A 23520-nucleotide genomic window follows, 5' to 3' on the forward strand; every position below is an offset into this window, starting at 1 on the left:
GGTTAGCTCCGCGGCCCTTCAGAATTCAAGCAATATCGCTTATAGTCCGAATGAGGTCAAGGCAGGCATCTTCTCGCAAATGTTAACTTCCGTATATTCAAAATTGGACAGACTTCTCCCGTTGGTCAGAAAAGTATGAACAATGCCAGCCATAGCAATCGGCAGCTGGCTAATACGGTTGTTAAGCATCTCGTGATTCACCTGTCTTCACCTCCCTTGTCATAATTAATGTCAATATATCACAGACGAATGCGTTTCCGCAACCATCCCTTCGCCCAATTCAATCATACTGTACAGTAGTTTCATTCTTACGCTTAATTCCTGCCCCGTCGCCGAAGCATTACATCCCTGATCGCCACCGTAATAAGTGTTAACATTCCCGAGGTACCCAGTGATGCGCCAAGCAGGGCATATCCGATGCCATTCCACCCGCCAATATCGATGCTGATCATGATTACAACGGCACCGCCGAGCAAGGCCACACATGGCAATATATATTGAACCCACGTCATTCGCCGTCCTTGCAATCGGTAAATAAGCCATTCAATCAGCAGCAGCACCGCCCACATTCCCAATGTCCACAAGATCAGTACTTCCATAAGGTTCCCCTCCTGTTGCTGGATGGATTAAGCCCTTTGTTACAGACCTTACGTTACTTCAACCAATCTGAGAAAAAGTTCCGGTACCCTTCTTTCATTTTCGTGCGCGAAAAAGCACCAAAGGCATACTTCCGGTTGTCTTCTGACACACTGCGCGGCGCAGCCGCAGCCATGTTCACCAGTTCAAACCAGTTATCCTCGTTGCCTGCAAAGGCATGCGTGGATCGAATGTGACCGTAGCAAGCATGCTCCGGTTTCACGACCATTTTGCCCATGGCCATCGCTTCCGTCAGCGGCATCGCAAAGGTATCAAAGGCCGAACAGTTCCAATACACCTTGGATGAGTTTATCAACGTAAATATCTCATCCTGCGTGAGCGCAAACTTCAGCTTCACGTTGGCAGGAATGTCGTACTTCTTCATGGTTTCCTTATAGCGTACACCGCCAAACACCATATATACTTCCTTGTCCGGGTTCTGCCGAGCGTATTCCAAAACTAGATCCGGGCGACGGTTCGCCTCATCCCGACCGATCCAGAGCACCCGATTATGCACAACCTGGCTCGGATCATAGTGCCGGTTCGCCAGCTCTTCGCTAAAGCCAATCGGAATAACGTTCACGTCATGTACACCGAAATTGCGACCCAGTTCTGTTTTTAAAAACTCCGTCTGTACAATTGCTTTATCCACCATCGTATAAAATGGCTTCATCATCTCATATCCCGTTAGCGCGGGATCGGGGAAACTGTGCGGGAACAATACACTTTTCGGTAAGAACATCTTCAAAAATGTAAACCCGGATACGGTGTAGATAACATGCTCTATATTATGGCTATGAATCTGGTCCAGCACGATATCGTAGTTCACCAGGTCACCTTTCTCATGCTCATAACCAGGCAACCAGTCGTATCCACTGACATGACGCTCCGGCGAGATGAACACGATATCCACGCCCAACTCCAGACCAATCTGCTTCAGCCTATCCGCAAATACGCGCGGCCCCTGAGCTTCCGTGAATTGAATTTTACGCATAACAAGTCCGACTTTACGCAAGCTTCTCACCCCTCATTTCTATTCCTCACCCATATGCTTCATGCACTGCTCCAGCGTCGCTGCCGTCTCATTCCATTGGCTTCGCAGCTGTTCCTTCGGCCACACACATTCCTCACTTCTCAGATCACCGTCAATTAAACGCAGCATCCAGAGCGAGAATACAATAGCATAGGCGTGGTACCATTCTGCAAAAGAAACCCGTTCAATCTGCATGCCCAGGCTCCCCAGTTTGTCCAAATAAACATCCATAACCCGCTCTCGCAATGCAGGCGTAACCGTTCTGGGAAACAGCGGATGCGAGAGATCAACTAGGTGAAATATATCCCACAATGGCGCATTCAGATGGGCATGCTCCCAGTCCAAGATGACCAGTCTGCCGTCCACCTCCGCCATGTTACCTGGATGCAGGTCTCCGTGACACAAAACGGTTGGAAGTTCTTCCTCTGCCATGAGGATCAACCTGGAGATCTTGTCCCAATCGGATTCGGACAGCTGCATATCCAGCCTGGATAAAAATTCATCCGTAGATTGTCTGTGCATTTGTAACTCATCCAGCATTGTGTGAATGGGCGGTTTCTGGCCCACGCGAGGCAGTTCGCTCCAATCCGTGACAGACAACGCATGCCATACTGCCATATGTGCCGCTGCGCCGAGCATCGTCGCTTCTTGCGAATCATGCACCAGTTGCCCCAAATCCTCGTAGATCATCCAGCTCTGTGCTGGAGCAATGGTAAGATCCGACGCTGCAATGAGTTGCGGATAGATTGGTGGTAAGCCAGACATCACATGCTCGTACATCCATCGTTCCCGTCCATGCTGCGCAGGATTCGTCAGTGGTTTGAAAATATAACTGCCCCCGGTAGGAATCGTGAATCGCTCCACATATCGTCCGTTTATTCCTTTATACAACTGCTCGCGGCTTGTTATATAGTGATCATTCAGCATTCCTTCGGGCGTCACCCAGCTGTATGCATCCAACTCTTCGTTCACGCTACCCACCATCCATTTCGTTCTCCCTGCTACTCCGATGTTGATTTCTATTCATCATACGTTGCCGCTCACAAGCCTGCAAGCTTTGGTCGTAAGAGCTTATTCAGTGTCTCAATTCAGAGTTTCAAAATTGCTTATTGCATTTTGGTTAGTAATCACTTACTATACAATCATGAAGAACAAATCTCATGTGGATAGCAAAAAGAAAGATATCCTACAAGCGGCGATGCGCTTGTTCGCAACCAAAGGCGTTGACGGCATATCCGTCAAAGAGATCGGTGACGCCGCCGGAGTAACCGATGCGGCGATCTACAAACATTTTAAAAACAAAGATGCCGTTGCCCTGGAAGCCTTCACCCAATACTGTGTCGACTATACTGCACTGATTGACGGGTATGTTCGACAGGAAGGTCCGGTGTTGGAACGCTTCAAGCAACTGGTTACCGAGGTTCTCCATCTGCATGATGAAGATCCCTACGGACTGCTACTGATTTCACAGAATCATGAAATATTCATTGAAGCCGGAAGCAGCGAGGATTACCGTCAGCCGTTGGATGCGTTGATGGATCTGATCGATCAGGGAATGATGCGGGGCGAACTGCCTCAGCAGGATTCACGGCTCACAGCCGTTCTGGTGATCGGTGCAATTACACGCATGGCGGTCTCCAGTATGCAAGGTGAGCTACCGGAGCTGTTGGTACCTTATACGGGGGAAACGGTTCACCGGCTTGCATCAATGTTGGGGCACTTATCTCAGAAGTAACGATGGAGATGGGATGAAGCTAGAAATGGAGTAGCGGAGTGTAGGGAAAACGACGTGAGCAACTACATTGTTTCCGAAGGAAACAACCTTCGTAAGCACCCCTCTTATTTCGGCTGAATCCCATATTCGATGCGGATTATGCCGCTAGGCATGATTCGTAATCAAAGGCGGACTTGTTGAATAACTTCTAAAAGAGAATCGTCAACATACCATCAGGATATACAGATGGATTACCGGGTCATACGTGACCTTTTCTTTTTGCACATGAGGTTAGTGTTCATTAACTAAAATAGTCAGGACGTGTCATCTTCCATGAAAAAAATATTAATTATTCAAGGCAATCCCGTCTCTCCCAGTTACAACGGTGCAATCGCCGAGGCTTACCGAAAAGGTGCGGTGCAGGCTGGTGCCGACGTCCGCATGATCACCCTTAACGAGTTGGCATTCAACATGAATCTGGAGGGAGGATATCGTAATAAACTTCCACTTGAACCAGATTTGCTGGAGGCCCAAGAAGCAATCAAGTGGGCCGAGCATCTTGTATGGGTATTCCCAATCTGGTGGGGAGGACCACCTGCCCTGCTGAAAGGTTTCGTTGACCGAATCTTTATGCCAGGTTACGCCTTCAAGTATCAAAAAGGTAAACCTTTTCCAGATCAGTTGCTCAAAGGCCGCACCGCTCGCATGATCACTACCATGGATGGCCCAAGCTGGTATTTCAAATGGTTCCAGGGTGAGCCCGCACATAAAATGATGAAGATCTCCACATTTGCACTGACTGGCATCAAACCTGTGCGGATAACACCTGTAGATCAAGTTGGTAAAAAGTCAGATGAACAGAGAAAGAATTGGCTTGATAAGATTGAGCAGCTTGGGCGGAAGATGGGGTAAAAGATTTCTGCAAAAAAGCCTCATGGGAAGTATATGCTTCTCTCCAGATTTTCACGTTTTAAGTTAAATCAAAATTCTGGGGATACGCGCAATTCGAAGATAGTCCTGTAATCCGCAAGTGGCTCAATTGTAATCTTAGTTTAACTTATATCAGAGAGCAGAAATGTGCCTATTCCCAGTTACAAAAAAGGGTTGTCCCCTACGTCTTGAACAAGACGTAGGGGACAACCCTTTTAGCATTCATTATGGTCTAACGAACCGTAAACACGCTATTAGCGCCATTTCCGATAAGTCTGAGGTTTAACGAATCGTAGACGCATTATTTCCTCGATCTGTGTATCATTTGGAGGTTTTAAACTAGTTTGCACCGGAATAACTTCACTGAGGTTCGTTACATTTTGCATTCCACGCTAAATCGCCATTTAACACTCACTCGGTTCGTTAGCGACCTGCACTTAGAGAGACAAGTCCACACTACAGGTCAGCTTGATACGCCAATCGCCCGCCTTTGGAAAGTCGACTTCGCAACCAACGGTAATGAAATGGAAACAACCATGGCAAGCAACGCATTACCCAAACGAAATACGACCTGATGGATGCTCAGGTAAAATGGACGATACCAACTGCTGCACAGCTGGATGATCCGACTGCATCACCGAATCCCCGGCATCACCGCTATATACCAGCTTTCCCTGATCCATTACCGCAATGCGGTCACAGATCGTCATGGCGGCCCGAATATCATGCGTGATAAAGAGATACGATAACCCGTAGGACGCTCTTAACTCCGCCAGCAAAGATAATATTTGCGTCTGGTGCACCATATCCAGGCTGCTGATTGATTCGTCCAGTACGATTAACTTCGGTTTGAGCGCGATAGCTCGTGCGATGTTGACCCTCTGTAATTGGCCACCGCTGAACTGGTGCGGAAGCTTATTTGCATCCTCAGGTGTAAGTCCAACCTGCTCAAGCAGTTGTTCAACCACACGAAGTTGTTCTTTTGCCGACAAACGCTCGTAATTATCCAGCGGCTCCCCAATGATCTGCGCGGCAGTCATAAGCGGATTCACAGCCGAATAACAGTCCTGGAACACGACCTGCAGATCACGCCGTAATCCCTTGAGCACTGGTTTGCTAGATCGGTAGATATCCTGACCTTGAAATAAAACCTGACCCTGGCTGGGCTTCTCCAGACCAAGAATGATTTTGCCCAAGGTACTTTTACCTGCCCCGCTCGTACCCAGGAGCCCCAGACACACACCCTTTTCAATCGTAAGTGAGATGTCTGCCAGCACAGGAGGACGCGCTCCCGAACGATCCAGCCAGTTGCGTTTGCCATAGCTATGGCTTATTTCACGTACCTGAAGCATCAGGTCACCCTCCTCTTTTGTACTTGGCAGAAGCAATCTCCGAAGAAGCTGAAATTACACATCACCATGCCCATTCCACCCCTACGACTACCCACTCAAAATACAGTTCATACCCGCTCTACGCATACATTCACTAACGATTCAACTCATCTGTCATTCGCTATTGTCCTAAATACATACTGGGTCTGGCATTTAACAACATCCGTGTATACTCATGCTGCGGGTGATCGAACAGTTGGTACACATCCGCCTGCTCCACAATTCGCCCCTTCTGCATGACCGCGACTTCATCCGCCATTTGCGAGATCACGCCCAGATCGTGGGAGATGAGCAAGATGGATGTGCCGTATTCCGTACGTAAACGATCCAATTCCTGAAGCACCTTGAACTGATTCACGACATCCAGTGCCGTCGTTGGTTCATCCGCAATAACCAAAGCCGGTCGCAGGCACATCGATATGGCGATCATCACCCGCTGCAACATACCGCCACTCAGTTGGAAGGGATATCGCTTCATCAGTTTAGCTGGTTCGGGTAAGTTCATATCTGCCAAGGCAGCAATGGCCCGCTCCCTGGCAGTTGCTTTGGACATTCCCGTATGCGTACGCAAGGTTTCAATGAATTGAGATCCAATCGTATATACGGGTGTAAAAGCATTCATCGGATTCTGCATAATAAATCCGATGTCCTTGCCGCGGATGCGCCGCATCTCCTCACCTGACAACGAGCCAAGCTCCCGTCCATTCAGGTGGATGCTGCCCGACACTTCCATCCTGCGCGGATCAAGCAGATGGAGCAACGCGTTACATGTAACGGTCTTACCGCTGCCACTCTCACCGACGAGACCGAAGACACGACCTTTTTTTAATTCAAAATCAATGGGCTCCAGTAACGGGACTGAACCCTCCGCTGTTCTTAGATTCACTTGCAGACCACGAACTTCGAGTACCTTCGCTGCATCATCCATCGTTACGTTCACCCCTCATATGCCTTCGATTCCGAACCACTACCTTTTTGCAATGCCATAACGCTCGGATAACGCTTCTCCCAAAATATTGAACGTAATGACTACGAGCAGAATCAATGCCCCCGGGTAGATCATCAACTCCGGATGACTGCGAATATAACCTGTCCCCTCATGTATCATAGCGCCCCATTCTGCATTCGGTGGTTGAATACCGAGTCCCAGGAAAGACAGAGCAGATATATCCATAATCGCCCACCCCATCTCCAGAGTACCCATCACAACGATCGGACGCTGCACGTTGGGGATGATATGTTTCCGAATAATCGTCCACGAAGAGGAGCCGCTAATCCGCGCCGCTGCGATGAAGTTCCGTTCTTTCAGACTACCGACCATGTTCCGGCAGATACGTGCATAATACACCCACTGTACCATCATGAGTGCTAGAAGCACCTGCATCAAACCTGGACCAAAGATCCCTACAATACCGAGCACCAGCACCAGATTCGGAAACGCCATAATGCCTTCACACAAGCGCATCAACAGACTGTCCACCCAACCACCAAGGTAACCGGAGATTGAACCTACAATGACACCTATGAGCAAAGATGACAGGAAGATCAGGGTAGCAAATCCAAGCGACACTCTCGCTCCATACATCAGCCTGGTGAGATTGTCGCGTCCCAGATAATCCGTTCCGAGCCAATGCTCAAGCGATGGACTCGCCAGCTTCTGCAACAGATTCACCTTCACCGGGTCATGAGGAGCAATCCATGGGGCTAATAACGCGATCACGAAGAAAAGCAATATGATCACCGAGCAGATCTGGATGGCTCTCTGCTCTTTAAATACCGCACGCCATTTGTTTATCAATGTTCTGCCCGTCCTTTCGCTGAAATCCGTGGGTCCATAACGAGCTGCACCAGATCAACGAGCAGATTGCATACGATGAACAGGCAGGCCGCCAGGAAGACATAACATTGAATAACGGGAATATCCCGATTAAATATCGCATCGACAAAATAACGTCCGAACCCAGGCCAGGAAAACACCTGCTCTACAATAATGGTGCCTGTGAGCAGCTTGCCCATACTCATCCCCATTCCTGTAATAAGGGGCGATATGGCGATTTTCAGGACATGCTTGAGCATAATCACTCTTTCGCGAATCCCGCGTGTTCTCGCATACTGTACATATGTCTCCTGCAATTGCTCCAGTACACTGGAACGTAACAATCGGGTGTAGACCGCAATAAGAATCAAGGAAAGTGTAATCGTAGGCAGAACCAGATTCTCCCACGATCCACGCCCCTCCACAGGCAGCCAGTCCAATTTCACTGAGAAAAAGAAGATCAGCAGGTAACCGAGCCAGAATTGCGGAATAGATGCTCCTAAATAGGAAATCGCACGACTGACCATGTCAATCCAGCTATTCTTATACACCGCCGCCAGTATTCCCAAGGGAATACTCACCAAAGCCGATAACAATATACTCCAGAAGGCTAGTTCAGCCGTAGCGGGAATCCTTAGTTTCACTTCATCCCATACGGGTTTGTTGGTGAGATATGAGGTGCCAAAGTCGAGCTTGGCAATCTTCTGAATCGTATGCACATACTGGGTTAATAAAGGCTGATCCAGACCGAACTCATGCCGTTTTTGCGCAAGCAGCTCCGGTGTTGGATAGATATGAGCGGCTGTCAGATAAGCCTCGGCCGGATCAACTGGTGAAATATGAATAAGCGCAAAGGTAACGAGTGTAGCGATAAAAACGATAGGAATTATCGCGATCATTCGTTTCCCGATATAACTGATCAACAAACTTCCTCCCTTTTATCAAGCTACATGACCTTGCCAAGGCTTTACCACTCCGAAATTAAAGTAAATACAACTTATTGGTTGCCCAATTCAATGCCTACAAACGGATTCTCATCACGGTTCGCCGGGAAAATAAAGTTGGAAATTTTCTTCTGATATACCGCCGTTTTCTTAACATACGAGATGGGGACAATCGCCGATTGTTCCTGAAGTGTTGTCAGGATAGAGCCATACAGCTCCTGACGTTTCGTCTCATCTGTTGATGATAGTGCGGCATGTACCTGCTCGTCCAGTTCCTTTTTCATCGGCAAGGCACTGAGCGTCTCAGAGATACCAAATCCAGGGCTCGCTACAACGTTAATGAAGGAATGTGGATCATACGGAGCACCATAGTTGTACCAGAAATACAGGTCAAAATCATTGGCTTTCAAACGTTTGATCTGTACCGTCAGTTCTAGCCCAGTGAGGTTTACCTTAACCCCAAGCTCGCTCCATTCCGCCTGAATGGTCTCAGCCATCGCTTTCTGAATCGGGTCCGTCTTGTCAAAAATCATTTCGAATTCAAGCTGTTGTCCGTCTTTCTCACGAACGCTACCATTCGCAGGCATCTTCCAACCCGCTTCATCCAATAAAGCTTTGGATTGTTCCACGTTATATTCGATCGGTTTCAGGTCAACATTGGTGTATGGGTAGTTTTTGGATAGTGCCGTATCTGCCGGTTCTTCCAGACCCAGAGTGATGCCTTCCACCATCGCTTTTTTGTTAAATCCTTGCTGGAGCGCCATCCGTACTCTGAGATCAGACAGCTTCGGATTGGAGGAATTCAGCAGCAGATCTCGCGTACCTACCGGATCAGACAGCTGACTCACATATTTATCGTTGTCACGAAGCTGTTGGAACGCATCCAGACTGATCATGCCTTCACCATAGATCAGGTCGAGATCACCTTTTTCAAAAGCAAGCACGCGGGTTTCTGCATCAGGGATGATCTTAACCGTAATCTGATCCACCTTCGGTGCGGTTCCCCAATAATTCGGGTTGCGTTTGAAAACAGCATATTCGTCCTGCTTGTAATCAGCCAGCATCCACGGGCCCGTTCCAACTGGCTCTTTGATGCCTTGGGATGTATCTCCGTCATCCGGGAATCCGGCTTCACCCAGGAAGCGGAAAGGACGAACCACAGACAAATCCTGAAGAACAGGATAGTACGGCTCTGTGAGTGTCATACGGAACGTATGGTCGTCCACAACCTCCGTCTTGTCGAGCACACCTACAATGCCCAGCCAGCTATGTGTATCTTTATTTTTCATTACAGCATCAAAATTCTTTTTCACAATCTCAGCATTAAACGGTGTACCATCTGAGAATTTCACACCTTGGCGAAGCTTAAATGTATATACTTTGCCGTCATCGGAGATGGTCCATGATTCTGCCAGAGCAGGTTCCAGTTTTCCGTCCTTCTGGTAACTGATCAGTGGCTCATAGAGCATCGATTGGGCAAATAATTGCGAAGGATTGTACGTATGCGGATTCATTGTACCGATATCACGTGGCCATGACATCGTAATCGACTTCGTAGATGTTTGATCCGAAGCAGCAGATGAGGATTCATCTCCACTTCCTGTATTGCTGCAACCCACAATAACGAATAACAACAAGAGCATAGTTGCCAACGTGAGGGCCGAAGATTTGCGATGTTGTACAGACATGAATGTTGAACCCCTTTTCTCTATTTTATGATAATGATTATCATATTCATCCATTAAGAATAGGCAGGAGCCCACCTTTTGTCAACAAAATTCGACATGGTATGTGTTGTTACTAAAATAGCCAAAAAAAGCCCTTCCTGTGGGAGGAAGAGCCTCTCGACCTGCATATGAATCACAACTGCAAAAATAAGCTCCATCATAATCTGTTATTCCTTGCTCACAGCATGGAAATCACGAAAGTACATATGCAGATATATCACTGAAATCCATCTTCATACGCCTTCTTGTTTCTCATTTAAACTTCTACAGCGATGCCCTCATAGAACCGACGAATAACCTTCTCCGCGGGCTTACCATACACCCCGTATCCGTCATCGGTCAGCGCATCCTTCTCCGCATGCAGATGTGCGCTCCAATCCCATAGACCGAATCCGCGCACCCAGTCACGCTGACTGACATGCCGGAACATCGCTTCATAGAAACGCTCCTGTTCCTCCGCGCTGACTTCGCCTTCCAGCCCCCAATCGTTTGGTACGTGGGCTAATCCACTGCGGCTGGGACAGCCTGCTTCTGCGAAGAAAAAGGGTTTGCCATAAGGAGCAATCGCCTGCTGGATTCGATCCAGTTGTGCCTCCCAGTCTCCGATGGGATAATACCCACTGGAAGAGATGACATCCACCGCATCCCACCATTTCACATGATCTTCCTGATATTTATCCGTGTTGTATGACACCAGTCCTGTGTACTCTTCACGCACACCGGCGATCACCTCGCGCCACTCTTCATCCCGACGCTCGGATTGCACCATCTCACAACCTACAATGAACATCTCACACTTTTCCTGCTCTGCAATCGCTGCATAATGCTTCTGAAATGCTGTGTAACTGCGGAACCAATCCTTCCACTTCGGCTCACAAGGCACATCGATATCAAAAAAGTTAATGTGTGCACGCCATGTGCCATCGGTACAGTTAACGGTTGGTTTCAGAATGACACGCAGCCCGAGTGTACGGGCATAACGAATCATGTCCACCAGTTCATCATCCTCTACCAGATGTGTACCTCGATACTTGACCTCTACCGCCTGCGGATGATCCTGATGTGCCGCCAGTGCAAAAATAACATGAGAACTGCCTGTACGTTCTGCCATCAGGCGCAAAGATTCTTTGGCTTCCGGCTTACGGAAGTCACCCTTGCCACTCATCCAGCCAAATGTAAATCCCTTGATATAATCCATATGCATTACAGCTTGCCCTCTTCATGATCTCCGGCGATGACTTCATCCGTCTCGATCACATAGTTCACGATCTCTTCGATGGTCGTGTACGCCACGCCCACATACGTATCGGCAGCGCCATAATAGATGGCGATACGTCCGGTATCGGCATCATGCAGTGTTGCACACGGGAAAATGACGTTATCAACGAAGCCTTGTTCTTCGTACCATTTTTCCGGTGTCAGTACAAAGTTGGAGGAACGATATTTCACTTTGGACGGTTCATCCAGATCCAGAATTACCGCACCCATGCTATATACCAATCCGTTACAGGTCCCAGTGACGCCATGGTAGAACATCAGCCAGCCTTCGGACGTTTCGATCGGAGCAGGCCCGCCGCCAATTTTGACCGATTGCCACCAGCCTTGGCCACCTTTGCTCATCACATGACGGTGCTTGCCCCAGTACACAAGATCCGGGCTTTCGCTCAGGAAAATGTCTCCGAATGGCGTATGTCCACTGTCACTTGGTCTGGACAACATCACATAGTTGTCGTTGATTTTGCGCGGGAACAACACGCCATTCCGGTTGAACGGCAGCATTGGATTTTCGAGGCGGACAAATGTTTTGAAGTCATCCGTTTTGGCCAGACCCAGTGCTGCGCCGTAGAAGTCTGTACACCAGATGATGTAATACGTGTCCTCGACTTTGACCAAACGTGGATCGTACGCATAGTTCGGCATAAACGGATCGCCATTTTCATCTACAAATGCAATGCGTTCCTCTTCAATTGTCCACTCCAGACCATCTTCGCTTGCGCCCATGTGAAGGTGTGGACGTCCATTAACGGTTTCGGCGCGGAATACCCCAATGAATTTTCCTTCATACGGTACAACGGCACTGTTAAAAATGCGGGCAACACCTTTGACCGGGTTACGCGGAACCACCGGGTTGGCCGAATGTCTCCATACCGGGCCTTCCGTTCCCTCCGGTTTGTTCTCCCAAGGCATATTCGGCAAAGCATCCCCAACAATGTGTACGTTTTTCGTTTCAGCAACTGACATTTTTCATTCTCCCTTCGGTTAGGCTTTATGAAATGAATACTTAAAATTGCACTAGACCACTTTGATGACAGAACAACCTTCCGATCGCCGTTATCCCCAGATTTTTTTGATCCCCTTATAAAAGGGAAAATCCGGTTATAGCGTATGCTTACGGAGCGAGCTTTCTTTCAGAAAGCTTTTAGCGTCCCCTCCGTTTCTCCAGCTTTTTTCTGTCCTCTTCGTTCCTGTGTATTCTCATATGCATTTCATATAGCCTTTCGTTTTTTTATTTAACTGAGCCTTGCGCGAAGCCATTGTAGATGTACTTCTGTAACAGCAGGAAGATGATCATCGTTGGAATAATGGCGATCATGATGCCGGCGCTGATGACCTCCCACTGCGATCCGAACGGTCCCTTGAATTTGAACAAGGCGGTGGATATGACCTGTAGATCGGTCTTTGGCATGTAGAGGAACGGTGTGTAGAAGTCATTATAGATGTTCACACCCTTCACGATAATGACCGTTACAATGGCCGGTTTCAGCAGTGGCAGAATGATTTTCCAGTAGATCGTGAAGTACGACGCGCCGTCCAGCATGGCGGATTCATCCAGTGCACTTGAGATGGAGCCCAGGAACTGTAGGAAGATATAAACCGCGATGATATCTGTACCCAGGTACATCACGATGGCCGCCCAGCGTGTGTTAAACAGGTCGAGCGCGTTGATGATCTGGAATGTGGCGACCTGCGTTGTAACACTTGGAATCAGGGTAGCGAGCAGGAATGCCGCGACCATAATTTTCTTGCCCTTGAATTTGAACCGATCCAGCACATACGCGATCATGGAACCCGTTAAGGTCGCTCCTATAATAGAGATGATCAGGATAATAATTGTATTTTTGAAACCAACCAGCATGTTGCCATCCACAAAAGCCTTCGCATAGTTCGCGAAGTTCAGCCAGTTGGCTGGCGGGGCAAGCGGGCTGCTGGTAGCGTACTCCGCATTGGTTTTGAGAGATGCAAACAGGATGACCACGATGGGTAACAGTGCGATAAACGCCGCAATAACCAGGGAAGCATATTTAACCACGCTTGCAAGGGTGTATTTGAGTTGTGTCACGTTTATTCCTCCCCTTTCATGGTGACTCGCTGCACAAGCGTAACGAGAATAACGATCATGAGCAGCACCACAGCCATGGCGGATGCCAGTCCCAGCTTGCCGTATTTAAACGCCAAATGAACCGTCTGGATTACAAATGTCATACTGCCGTTGGAACCATCGGTCATGATATATGGAATATCGAACGCACTAATTGCGCCGCTAATCGCCAAGATCAGGTTGAGTTGCAGGATGCGCGTAATACTCGGCAGGATGATGTGGCGGAATTGCTGCCAGCGATTGGCGCCATCAATATCGGATGCTTCATACACATCCTTTGGAATGGAGGAGATTGCACCCAGGAAAATGATAAAGTTGAAGCCCATGTATCTCCATACCGATGCACCTGCGAGTGACACGTTGATAATATTCGGATTACCGAGCCAGAGCTGCGTGTATTGTCCCAGCCCTACAGCATGCATGAGCATATCGAGTGTACCGTCCGGTTTGAAGAAAAAGAGGAAGATAAAACCGATGGCTACCCCATTCAGCAAATAAGGGAAAAACAGTATGCCTTTGAAAAAGTTTTTGCCTCGAACCTTGAAACTCAGAATGGTGGCAAAGTAAAGCGCCAAGCCCATCTGTAAGAACGTAGCCACGAAGTAATACAAGCTGACAATAAATACTTTGAAGTATTCGGGATCACTGAATATGCGCGTGTAGTTCTCAAACCCAACATAATCAAACCTTTTACTGTATCCGTTCCAATCGGTGAAACTGTATTTGAACATGTTGATGACAGGTAAGTATGCAAACGTGAACAGCAACGCCAGCGGAATAATTGAGAAGGCACAGATGATAAATATGCGTTGCGCTGAGTAGCCCCAATTCGAAAGTTTTAAGTACTTCATGCTCTCCACACCTCCAAGCGGTTCTCCCGCCTATATATCGAAAGACTCCCGTCCAATGGAATTCCTGCGGAATAACTGCCGGGGAAGAGCATGGGTACCATGCTTTCAAATACCACATATTCCATACTCCATTCATAAATGGCTTCCTATATCCCCGCAGTCCATTCATCACCTGATCCACTTACGTTAATCCAATTATTTTGTGAGTTCTGCTCTTGCTTTGACCCACTTGTCGTTCAGATCTTTCATGATGTCGTCATACGATTCCTTGCGGTTCCCAATACCTGCTTCGATAATGCGTTTCTTGAAATCAGGCTGCCAGAGACCGATTTCGCCTTCGTTATCAATCTTGTCGACCAGACCTTCCTGACCTTCTTTGGCAGGTGTAAGCGTGGAGAATTTAACGTCTTTATATTGATCCAAAATGGGTGGTAATTCAGCATTCTTGTCTGCATCCATACCGCCACCCTGTTCAACCGCGTAGTTTGATTTCGCCAGGAACCAGTCAATCCAAGCTTTGGCAGCAGGTTTGTTCTCACTGTTCACGTTCATGCCGATGTTATAGTCCGCGGAGAGCGGAACCACAACCTCACTTGCATTCGTAGGGAAAGGAAGGAATCCAATGTCGTCCGGTGTATCCGTCATCCCTTGAATCTGCGTGATGGCCCAAGAGCCCAGTGCCATCGTGGCAATTTTGCCTTTGGCGAGATCCGCTTTGGAGCTTTCCCAGTCGGTTGTTGTTGGATCTTTCTCGATTAGACCGTTCTTGGCTGCATCATAGAGCACTTTATATAGTTCATAGTGCGGCTGACCAGGCACAAAGTTCTCATCTGTATTCGGTTGGTCCACGTTAACGTAATCCACACTGCCTGCAACGGTTGGCAGATCCGATTCCCATTGGGTGAGAGCCCAGCCAGATGCATAGTTGGTGTAGAGCGGAACCGCATCTGTATTGTCTTTGACCAATTGGAGCGCAACCTGGAATTGCTCCGGTGTTTTTGGCAATTCGGTAACGCCTGCGTCTTTGAAGACCTGTTTGTTATAAATGATTCCGGAGAACGTGATCACGGTAGGGATACCGTAGACCTGACCATCCACCATGCGTTCTTCAATAGCGGTGTATTTGTCTTTCAATTCATCGTATGTGCCGAGTGGCTCGAAAAAGTCCGGGATATCTGCGATCGGAACACTGGTCGGGATCATCAGTACATCACCATAATCCTTGGTGCTCATACGGATCTTCACTTGTCCTTCGTAGTCGGCCAGTGCCTGGAAATTTACTTTCACATCGGGATATTCCTTGTTGAACTCAGCAGCGTAATCTTTAAATACGGTATCAACAATATCTGTACGTTGTGTAAGGACGGTAATTTCGCCCTTGATATCTGCCGGATCTGTACTGATCTCCTCCCCTGCCTGCGAAGATCCACCTCCGGATGAACATGCAGCAAGTAGTGAAGTGATGAGCAGCATCGTCAGCAACATCATCCAACCTTTGTTTTTTCTCAATTGTTTCGACCCCTCTCTTAAGTTAATTAAGTTATCGTTAAGGTTACAAAATGAATTCTATTATGGTAACGCTTACCTGTCAATTGAATTATTTATAACTTAACAATAAAAATTGCGATGCATTTCGTTGACATCTGTTTTTCAGAGCACTAATATTGATTAATAAAGTTATCGTTAACTTAACTATATATATATTGATTAAACATTTACACGAAACGTAGAGGACAGAAAGAACCTGAAGAAGCGGAGCGTTCGCCTTTATCACCGGAATTTCACCTTTGAAAAAGGGAATCAAAAAAATCTGGGGATAACAGCGATCGGAAGGTTATTCTGTCATCGGAGTGGCCAGTGTAAATATTCTTTAGTTCAATTTATATATTAAGATTTATGTAACACGTTGAAGGAGCGCTCACTTATGAATACAAAAACAATCGAACTTCAATCTGAGATTAAAGCGCATTGGGAGAAGCAGATTTTACCCTTCTGGTCCAACCTTAAAGATACAACCCACGGTGGATTCTACGGCTGGGTTGGCAATGATCTTCAAGTGAATCAACAGGCGCCCAAAGGCGGGATCGCCACGGCACGGCAACTTTGGTCTTTTGCAGCAGCCTATCGGGTAACCGGAAACGAAAGATGGCGCGATCACGCGGAGCACGCCTATCGGTTTCTCGCTGACCATGTGATGGATACCGAATATGGCGGTATGTACTGGATGGTAGATTACACAGGGGAAGCGCTGGACACGAGCAAACATGTGTATACGCAATCATTCGGCGTGTATTCACTCAGTGAGTACTATCGTGCAACCAGGGATGCTTCTGCATTGGAACTTGCGAAATCGCTTTTTGCTCTAATCGAGGATAAAGGTCTGGATGCCGAACTACCTGCGTACAAGGAACAATTTGATCGCACATGGAAGGAACAGCCCAATGAAATGCTGAGCGAAAATGGGGTTATGGCGGATTACACAATGAATACGCATATCCATGTGCTGGAGGCCTACACCACGCTCTATCGCGTGTGGCCGGATCAACAAGTGAAGGCGGCGCTGGAACGCCTGCTCGGGATTTTATATGAACGGGTGTATGACCAAGACACCAAGTTTCTCGGGGTATTTTTCAACAAACATTGGGAATCCATCATTGACCTGCGCTCGTTCGGACATGACATTGAAGCCAGCTGGCTGATTGACGAAGCATTGAAAGTTCTGGGGATGGAACAACATCTGGAGTATGCGGCGATGGTTACGGATATCGCCTATAACATTTCCAATGTAGCCGTGAATGCGGATGGTTCCCTGTTAAATGAACAAGAAGGTGAACATATCGATGAGAAGCGAATCTGGTGGGTTCAAGCTGAGGCGATGGTCGGTTTCTATAATGCATATCAGCGTACAGGTGATCCATTGTTTCTGGAGAGAGTGGAACGCTTGTGGACCTATACCAAAGAAAACATCATTGATCAGCGCGCTGGTGGGGAATGGTACTGGTCGGTTGATGCAAACGGAACACCGGATCAGAGCGAAATTGCCGGACCGTGGAAATGCCCGTATCACAATAGCAGATTCTGTATTGAACTAATCGAGAGGATGGGATCAGAATGATACACCCGAAATACAAGGAGTTACTGGAAAAACAGGAGCAGCTACTTAGTCGCCCTAATGAGATCAATTCTTCCTTTTACAACGGCATATATGATCGGTACCAATATCCGGTTATCACTCGCCATCATGTACCGCTGCATTGGAGATTCGATCTGGATGAGACGACGAACCCGCATTTTATGGAGCGTCTGGGCATTAATGCAACGTTGAATCCGGGAGCCATCTATTTCAATGGCAAATATATCATGGTCATTCGTACCGAAGGATTGGACCGCAAATCGATCTTTGCGCTCGCCGAGAGCGACAATGGGATTGACGGGTTCCGTTTCACGGGTAAACCATTGGTCTGGGATGATATCGATGCGGATGAAACCAATCAATATGATATGCGCCTTGTTCAGCATGAGGATGGCTGGATCTATGGCATCTATTGCTCGGAACGCAAAGACCCGGAGGCTCCTGCATTTGACACGTCCAGCGCAGTGGCACAGGCAGGACTGGTTCGTACTCGAGATCTCACTAGCTGGGAACGGTTGCCCAACATCACAACGAATTCTCCTCAACAGCGCAATGTCGTATTGCACCCGGAATTCGTGGATGGAAAGTATGCCTTCTACACCCGTCCACAAGACGGTTTCATCTCGACAGGCAGTGGCGGCGGAATCGCCTTTGGTCTGTGTGAGGATATCTTGAACCCTGTCATTCATGAAGAGACCATTATCGACGAACGGCAATATCATACGGTATATGAGGTCAAAAACGGTCAAGGCCCTGCTCCGCTCAAGACGGATCGTGGCTGGATTCACATTGCTCATGGAGTTCGGAACACCGCAGCAGGCCTGCGTTACGTGTTATACACCTTCGCTACGGATCTGAATGATCCGGCGCGTATTATTGCCAAGCCGGGCGGCCACTTCATTGCTCCTTATGACGATGAGCGGGTAGGCGATGTGTCCAATGTTATTTTCTGCAACGGTGCTGTGGTCAATGAGCAGGAAGAAGTCTTTATCTATTACGCTTCCAGCGATACCCGCTGTCATGTGGCAACAACGACTCTGGAGAAACTGGTCGATTATACGTTCAATACACCGGCTGATCCGTATCGTTCCCTGGACTGTGCCAGCCAGCGGGGTCAGCTGATTGAACAGAATGAGAAGCTTTTACAGAAACAATTAACGTAACATCGGTAGAGCGTCCTCTCAGGGAAACCTGCAATGTGCTGAAAATTAGCGAAACAACAGCCAGAATGGCTTTATTCCAAGTGGGTAACGATGTATACTGATATGGATTGTTATTATGTTGGAAGAAAGTGTTCATCATAATGACAGCACATTGTGCCTATACCGGCTTGAAGGAGGCGACCATACTGAAGAACAATATCACCATGCGGGATATCGCCGACAGGCTCGGGGTCAGCAGTGTGACCGTCTCGAAAGCATTGAATGATAAAGATGGCGTGAGTGGCGAATTAAAGGAAAAAATTAAAGTGCTTGCTGTTGAAATGGGCTATCGGTATAATGCTGCTGCCCGTTCGATGAAGGAAGGCTTAACCCATAATATTGGCGTAATTATCCCGGAGCGTTTTACCGGGCCTACGCAGTCGTTCTATGTACGCGTGTTCCAGCGCATCACCAAACATCTGGAGGAACAGGGCTACTACGGCATTCTGCACATTCTGAATGTGGAGGATGAGGAAGAATTAACGTTGCCCAAGCTGTACAGTGACAACAAGGTCGATGGTTTCATCGTGCTCGGACAGATCAGCAAAGAGTATATTGAACTGGTGCGATCGATGGAAGTTCCCAAAATGTTTCTCGACTTCTACGATGAACATTCGGACATCGATTCCGTTGTTACCGATAACTTCTACGCTGCCTATGAGCTGACGAACTATCTGGTTCAGCAGGGTCACCGTAACATTGCTTATGTAGGGAACCTGTATTCCACGAGCAGCATCCAGGACCGATTCCTCGGGTACTACAAATCCTTGCTGGAACATCGGTTGCCGATGAATCCGGATCTGGTTCTGAATGATCGGGATGAACGGGGTACGTTTATTGAGATTGATCTGCCGGAACAGCTGCCAACCGCTTTTGTATGCAACTGTGATCAGGTCGCTCATCTGCTCGTTCAGAAACTGACTTCCATGGATATTCAGGTGCCTGGCCAATGCTCTGTTGTTGGTTTTGATAATGATATCTACGCGATGCTCTCCGATCCCAAGCTCACAACTGTTGAAGTGGATGTGGAACAGATGGCACGCACGGCAGTTCAGTCCATGCTCAAAAAGGTCGACAACCCAAACCGCAGTTTCGGCCGTGTACACGTGAAAGGCAACATCATCTATCGTGAATCGGTAAGTGCTGTGTCTGCCTCATCAGATACTATGGATATCTGAATAAAAAAATGAAATAAACGAACACAGATGACTGGCCTTTATCTTACTGGCCAGTCTTTTCTGATGCATTGGAGCTTAACGACGGCGATGATCTGTTGAATTTTTCAAAAATGTAGTCGTTCTCCAAATCGAGAGGATGAGGATCAGCTCATACACATTGGTTAAAGTACCGGTTTCCACTGGCAGGGAGATTAACTGCCCTACAAACAACAAGGCAGTTCCAACAAACAGCCAAACCCATTTATGTTTGAAAAGAACGACCAGGCTAACAAATAACAGAACAAGCCCCACGATGATCACCATCATCGGCGGACCTCCATGACCTTCTGCCATATATCTCAGTACTCCATACTCTTCTATAACCTTGAGATTTTTAACCTCGGATAAAGTAAAACCTACAATCTGGTAGATAACCAGACCTAAAGTTATCAGCCATGCCACCACACTCGTTATACTTCTATTGGCAAACTTGGCACCTGAGCTGCGCAAGATATGGTAGCCAACAAGAATAAGGGTAGGGGTAGCAAAGGCATGTAGCCAAAATCGAAGGCTACTGAGGACCATTAACACTTCCCCATCCCCTATCAAATTACCTACAGCAATAATTCCATTGTCATATGCCAAGCTGAACGCTACGAATAGCTGAAAACTGGAATACGCGAGCCATTGCTTCCTCTGGGTTAAATCGACGGCCATCCAAACAACAAGTATCAAATAAACAAGAGTAAGTGCGGAATATATCCATACATCCAAGCTGCTTCACCATCCTTATTGGTCAATTCTAGTAATTATATTTACCGGTAAGTAAAATTACAAGGCGTACTTGCATAAATGGTTAATTTGTCATAAATTACTCACTGATGTAATGAAGATGAATATCGATATATAACGTTTACCCGGAAGACTAACACATGCTTTAGCTCGAGATTATTCACCCTTACGAGGAATCATTATTCAAACAACCCGCAAACTGTTTATGGAGCTGATTCATATAAAAAGAGCACTCCCGGCTATCGTAGCTGCAGGAGCACTCTTTTCCTTATTTGAAGAACGTAAAAGCAACAGGTTACTCTGATATCAATAACTTGTCTTCAACCAATTGTCCTTGGACCAGGTCAATTTACCCGAACCCGCGCCATTGGAAGCCGTGAGGCGTGCATTCAACGTAGATGGATCATCCGTGGTATAGCTGTAAGGAAGTGTCGAGAAGCCGTTCCAGGAGAACGATTTCACCACGGCCGGGATCGGCGCCAGTGGACTGCCAGCCGTATCACTGCTGCCACGGAATGAGCTTCCATCCAAAGAATACATGGTATCGGTCACTCTGATTTTGCCGGTATAGGTTGGATCTGCCGGATCGGTCTGATTGTTGCGCACAGGATACAGAACGTCCTTGATGACTGATTTCTCGACCAATACGGCTCCGCTCTCTGTGGAGATTGCCCCATTGCCAATGATATCGAACTTATAACCTTTGGACGCAATCGCTGTTGCCATCGCCGTTGTAATTTTGGCTTTAGCGGCACGTGCCCCTGTCGCATCCATCACGATGTTGTATGCATGTGCGTTGCCTCCGCGGAGACGTGGCATCCTGTCCTGAATATCCTTGTATAAGTTATGGTGCAGCGTCATGGACAGGTTGGCATTAGCCGATTCCAGGCTGGTCGAACCGACCAGATGTCCTTTCTTTTGGGGTCCTGAGATGGCGATAATATCGGCTTTGCTGAGACCTACCGCACTGCTGCGCAGGTAGTTATACATGGGATAGGAAGCCTTGTTTGCTTCCAACTCGTTAATCTGCTGGGTAACCCAGCTGTTCGAGCTGCCGTCATCCCCTTTGAAGAGGGACCAGGAGATGGTCACGCCGCTGGTTCCTTTTTTCGAATCGACGAGTCCGTCATAGGCTTTATTAAATGTGCAGTGATCAATCCATACGTTGCTGTTCTCCTCCAGGGTGATGTAATCCCAATCGTTCTTGTCGTAATCACCTTTGGTGGATTCATCCCATTCCCATAACTCATCAAATTCCAGGTTGCGGATGATGACGTTAGAGCTTCGTTTCACGCTGATCGCAGCGTGTTTAATTTTGGAACCGTTGGCGGAGAAAATCGTGAGTCCATTGAAACCGTCAATCGTGAGCTTGCTGACACCGGTCTGTTTCAGTACGGGATGCGTCAACGCATCATTATGCTTGGCAAAAGGAGAAGTCTGCGCTGCGCTCGGAATTTCATTCCATCCCAGATTCAGATCGTTCATGATCTCAACAACTTTGACACCGGAGTTCTTTTTCAGAGCTAGTGCCAGATCGGTCGCATTATACACTTTCTTATACGTGGCTGTGTTTGATTCGCTAATGATGCCGCCGCCCGCGTTCCCTTGGGAGAAGCCTGTAAGATTGTAGTCTGCGTTACCCGCTGCCTGCACACTTGCCGGGCCGGACAATAAAGTTAACCCCAACGTTAGAGCCAGGGCTGTGCTGCATAAACTTCGAAATTTAGTTTTCACGATTCCATTCCTCCCGATATATGATGATGACATTCGTCCATCGCTGCCATGCCAAGTTACGAAGGACATGTTCTCAATGTACATTTTGAAAGCGATTACAACAATAATCACTATCTCACATGTGGTTAGGAAAGGCTCGTATGGTAAGGGTTTGTACTGTAAGCAACCTTGAATCGTACAGAGTTAACTTGGAGAGTGAGGTTTCAGGGATACATCGTGGTAACAAGAACTTTCCAGATGGGATGAAATTAAAAAAGCAGGACTGCATCTGCCGCAGACCTGCTCGATTTTACTTTTTAATGGAACGTGTCCAGAAGCCGCCATGGAACTGTTTGGGCTCCACAGTAATGACAAATGCTTTCGGGTCCAGACTGAGAATCGTCTGATAGAGCAGTTTCTGGTTTTTTCGTTTCGCCAGAATCTCCATCACAAGCCGATCCCCGTCACGTCCACTACCCACCCACGCAGTAACACCGTACCCTTTATCCCGCAGGGCATTCGCGACGCTTCCATCCAGCTGATTACAGATTACTTTAACGGTGATATAACCGAGCGCAATCTTTTCTTCAATCCACGCTCCGAGCAGCACACCCAATCCGTAACCTACCGCATATACAATCAGGGCCTCCGGTTGTTTAAGATAGTTTAACACCAGATTCAGACCGAGCACATAGATCACAATCTCACCCATGCTGATCAGTGCAGCGATGTATTTCTGTCCTTTGAGTGTCAGAATCATCCGGAGTGTATAAGCGGATACGTAGACAATCTGGATCAAAAAGATAAATACCAATATTTTAAACAATCACAATCCCTCTTTCCTGGCCTTCACAACGGAATTGGCCCTTTGCTGCATATACTCGACGATTTCGTTTCATCTATGCTTCCTGTATGTTTGCTCTATCTCCATCATTGGACGTTATACCCTCATTCTAAACGGTTGGATGTAAATCCGTAGGCATTTTCTGCTCTCTGGCATGCCGGAACTGCAATTATAGAACCGTTTGTACCGATTATCAACCCGGCGGAGGTCCCAGGGGCGAAAATGGGAGTCTTTGAATATGCTGTATCATCATAAAGC

Annotated in this window: 22 protein-coding genes; 5 read left to right on the forward strand and 17 right to left on the reverse strand. The window is 47.5% G+C overall.

The window, feature by feature from the left end; translation table 11 throughout:
- Positions 1-39: 39 nt before the first annotated feature.
- The 4 genes from V6668_RS28865 to V6668_RS28880 form a co-directional block, all read right to left on the reverse strand.
- Positions 40-201 carry a hypothetical protein gene (locus V6668_RS28865; RefSeq protein ID WP_179086570.1) on the reverse strand — a complete coding sequence of 54 codons (162 nt, stop codon included), beginning with the start codon at positions 199-201 and terminating at the stop codon, positions 40-42.
- 113 nt (positions 202-314) lie between these two features.
- Positions 315-599, reverse strand: a complete 285-nt coding sequence (locus tag V6668_RS28870; RefSeq protein ID WP_036606621.1) for a YesK family protein — start codon at positions 597-599, stop codon at positions 315-317.
- A 53-nt stretch (positions 600-652) separates the two neighbouring features.
- The gene (locus tag V6668_RS28875; RefSeq protein WP_076329250.1) at positions 653-1651 is read right to left on the reverse strand and encodes a glycosyltransferase; all 999 of its coding nucleotides are present in this window, start codon (positions 1649-1651) and stop codon (positions 653-655) included.
- 18 nt (positions 1652-1669) lie between these two features.
- Positions 1670-2653, reverse strand: a complete 984-nt coding sequence (locus V6668_RS28880) for a phosphotransferase family protein (RefSeq protein WP_051447006.1) — start codon at positions 2651-2653, stop codon at positions 1670-1672.
- A gap of 160 nt (positions 2654-2813) precedes the next feature.
- Between V6668_RS28880 and V6668_RS28885 the strand changes: the two genes are divergently transcribed.
- Both V6668_RS28885 and V6668_RS28890 read left to right on the forward strand, forming a co-directional pair.
- A complete protein-coding gene (locus tag V6668_RS28885; RefSeq protein WP_036606709.1) occupies positions 2814-3404 on the forward strand; it encodes a TetR/AcrR family transcriptional regulator in 591 nt (196 codons plus the stop codon).
- 312 nt (positions 3405-3716) lie between these two features.
- The gene (locus tag V6668_RS28890) at positions 3717-4295 is read left to right on the forward strand and encodes an NAD(P)H-dependent oxidoreductase (protein WP_036606617.1); all 579 of its coding nucleotides are present in this window, start codon (positions 3717-3719) and stop codon (positions 4293-4295) included.
- A gap of 569 nt (positions 4296-4864) precedes the next feature.
- On the opposite strand, the gene nikE is transcribed toward V6668_RS28890, so the two are convergent.
- The 10 genes from nikE to V6668_RS28940 all read right to left on the reverse strand — a co-directional run bounded on the left by nikE (position 4865) and on the right by V6668_RS28940 (position 15930).
- Positions 4865-5665 (reverse strand): nickel import ATP-binding protein NikE, encoded by an 801-nt coding sequence (gene nikE / locus V6668_RS28895; RefSeq protein ID WP_338707292.1) that lies wholly within the window; start codon positions 5663-5665, stop codon positions 4865-4867.
- A 160-nt stretch (positions 5666-5825) separates the two neighbouring features.
- Complete coding sequence (gene nikD / locus V6668_RS28900) at positions 5826-6632, reverse strand: nickel import ATP-binding protein NikD (RefSeq protein WP_100528229.1); 807 nt, start codon at positions 6630-6632, stop codon at positions 5826-5828.
- Positions 6633-6671: 39 nt separating this feature from the next.
- The gene (gene nikC, locus V6668_RS28905) at positions 6672-7502 is read right to left on the reverse strand and encodes a nickel ABC transporter permease subunit NikC (protein ID WP_338707293.1); all 831 of its coding nucleotides are present in this window, start codon (positions 7500-7502) and stop codon (positions 6672-6674) included.
- Positions 7499-8443, reverse strand: a complete 945-nt coding sequence (gene nikB / locus V6668_RS28910) for a nickel ABC transporter permease subunit NikB (RefSeq protein WP_036606609.1) — start codon at positions 8441-8443, stop codon at positions 7499-7501. Before nikB ends, nikC begins: the two co-directional genes overlap by 4 nt.
- Positions 8444-8517: 74 nt before the next feature.
- The gene (gene nikA, locus V6668_RS28915) at positions 8518-10152 is read right to left on the reverse strand and encodes a nickel ABC transporter substrate-binding protein (protein ID WP_076329285.1); all 1635 of its coding nucleotides are present in this window, start codon (positions 10150-10152) and stop codon (positions 8518-8520) included.
- 295 nt (positions 10153-10447) lie between these two features.
- The gene (locus V6668_RS28920; RefSeq protein ID WP_076329284.1) at positions 10448-11389 is read right to left on the reverse strand and encodes a glycoside hydrolase family 113; all 942 of its coding nucleotides are present in this window, start codon (positions 11387-11389) and stop codon (positions 10448-10450) included.
- A 5-nt stretch (positions 11390-11394) separates the two neighbouring features.
- Complete coding sequence (locus V6668_RS28925; RefSeq protein WP_036671614.1) at positions 11395-12432, reverse strand: glycoside hydrolase family 130 protein; 1038 nt, start codon at positions 12430-12432, stop codon at positions 11395-11397.
- Positions 12433-12697: 265 nt separating this feature from the next.
- Positions 12698-13531, reverse strand: coding sequence for a carbohydrate ABC transporter permease (locus V6668_RS28930; RefSeq protein WP_036671615.1), 834 nt, complete (start codon positions 13529-13531; stop codon positions 12698-12700).
- Positions 13532-13533: 2 nt separating this feature from the next.
- Positions 13534-14421, reverse strand: coding sequence for a carbohydrate ABC transporter permease (locus tag V6668_RS28935; RefSeq protein WP_036606603.1), 888 nt, complete (start codon positions 14419-14421; stop codon positions 13534-13536).
- A 195-nt stretch (positions 14422-14616) separates the two neighbouring features.
- A complete protein-coding gene (locus tag V6668_RS28940) occupies positions 14617-15930 on the reverse strand; it encodes an ABC transporter substrate-binding protein (RefSeq protein ID WP_036671616.1) in 1314 nt (437 codons plus the stop codon).
- A gap of 415 nt (positions 15931-16345) precedes the next feature.
- Here V6668_RS28940 and V6668_RS28945 point away from each other — a divergent pair, with 415 nt between their 5' ends.
- The 3 genes from V6668_RS28945 (at position 16346) to V6668_RS28955 (ending at position 19934) form a co-directional block, all read left to right on the forward strand.
- Positions 16346-17536 carry an AGE family epimerase/isomerase gene (locus V6668_RS28945; protein WP_338707296.1) on the forward strand — a complete coding sequence of 397 codons (1191 nt, stop codon included), beginning with the start codon at positions 16346-16348 and terminating at the stop codon, positions 17534-17536.
- Positions 17533-18717, forward strand: coding sequence for a glycosidase (locus V6668_RS28950; protein ID WP_338707299.1), 1185 nt, complete (start codon positions 17533-17535; stop codon positions 18715-18717). The genes V6668_RS28945 and V6668_RS28950 overlap by 4 nt, the downstream gene beginning before the upstream one ends.
- 140 nt (positions 18718-18857) lie before the next feature.
- Complete coding sequence (locus V6668_RS28955) at positions 18858-19934, forward strand: substrate-binding domain-containing protein (RefSeq protein WP_338707300.1); 1077 nt, start codon at positions 18858-18860, stop codon at positions 19932-19934.
- A 75-nt stretch (positions 19935-20009) separates the two neighbouring features.
- Here V6668_RS28955 and V6668_RS28960 read toward each other — a convergent pair whose 3' ends face one another.
- The 3 genes from V6668_RS28960 to V6668_RS28970 form a co-directional block, all read right to left on the reverse strand.
- Complete coding sequence (locus tag V6668_RS28960; protein WP_338707301.1) at positions 20010-20687, reverse strand: hypothetical protein; 678 nt, start codon at positions 20685-20687, stop codon at positions 20010-20012.
- A gap of 324 nt (positions 20688-21011) precedes the next feature.
- Positions 21012-22439 (reverse strand): hypothetical protein, encoded by a 1428-nt coding sequence (locus V6668_RS28965; RefSeq protein WP_422395233.1) that lies wholly within the window; start codon positions 22437-22439, stop codon positions 21012-21014.
- 289 nt (positions 22440-22728) lie between these two features.
- Positions 22729-23244 (reverse strand): DUF2179 domain-containing protein, encoded by a 516-nt coding sequence (locus V6668_RS28970; protein ID WP_036671622.1) that lies wholly within the window; start codon positions 23242-23244, stop codon positions 22729-22731.
- Positions 23245-23520: the final 276 nt, after the last annotated feature.

Source organism: Paenibacillus amylolyticus (assembly GCF_036894225.1).
In the GTDB taxonomy this organism is placed as follows: Bacteria; Bacillota; Bacilli; order Paenibacillales; family Paenibacillaceae; genus Paenibacillus; species Paenibacillus amylolyticus.

Excerpts from the sequence above, each read along its gene's own strand:
- V6668_RS28870 (WP_036606621.1), bottom strand. The coding sequence starts at position 599 with ATGGAAGTACTGATCTTGTGGACATTGGGAATGTGGGCGGTGCTGCTG.
- V6668_RS28880 (WP_051447006.1), bottom strand. The coding sequence starts at position 2,653 with ATGGTGGGTAGCGTGAACGAAGAGTTGGATGCATACAGCTGGGTGACG.
- V6668_RS28885 (WP_036606709.1), top strand. The coding sequence starts at position 2,814 with ATGAAGAACAAATCTCATGTGGATAGCAAAAAGAAAGATATCCTACAA.
- V6668_RS28890 (WP_036606617.1), top strand. The coding sequence starts at position 3,717 with ATGAAAAAAATATTAATTATTCAAGGCAATCCCGTCTCTCCCAGTTAC.
- nikE (WP_338707292.1), bottom strand. The coding sequence starts at position 5,665 with ATGCTTCAGGTACGTGAAATAAGCCATAGCTATGGCAAACGCAACTGG.
- nikD (WP_100528229.1), bottom strand. The coding sequence starts at position 6,632 with ATGGATGATGCAGCGAAGGTACTCGAAGTTCGTGGTCTGCAAGTGAAT.
- nikA (WP_076329285.1), bottom strand. The coding sequence starts at position 10,152 with ATGTCTGTACAACATCGCAAATCTTCGGCCCTCACGTTGGCAACTATG.
- V6668_RS28920 (WP_076329284.1), bottom strand. The coding sequence starts at position 11,389 with ATGGATTATATCAAGGGATTTACATTTGGCTGGATGAGTGGCAAGGGT.
- V6668_RS28925 (WP_036671614.1), bottom strand. The coding sequence starts at position 12,432 with ATGTCAGTTGCTGAAACGAAAAACGTACACATTGTTGGGGATGCTTTG.
- V6668_RS28935 (WP_036606603.1), bottom strand. The coding sequence starts at position 14,421 with ATGAAGTACTTAAAACTTTCGAATTGGGGCTACTCAGCGCAACGCATA.
- V6668_RS28945 (WP_338707296.1), top strand. The coding sequence starts at position 16,346 with ATGAATACAAAAACAATCGAACTTCAATCTGAGATTAAAGCGCATTGG.
- V6668_RS28950 (WP_338707299.1), top strand. The coding sequence starts at position 17,533 with ATGATACACCCGAAATACAAGGAGTTACTGGAAAAACAGGAGCAGCTA.
- V6668_RS28955 (WP_338707300.1), top strand. The coding sequence starts at position 18,858 with ATGACAGCACATTGTGCCTATACCGGCTTGAAGGAGGCGACCATACTG.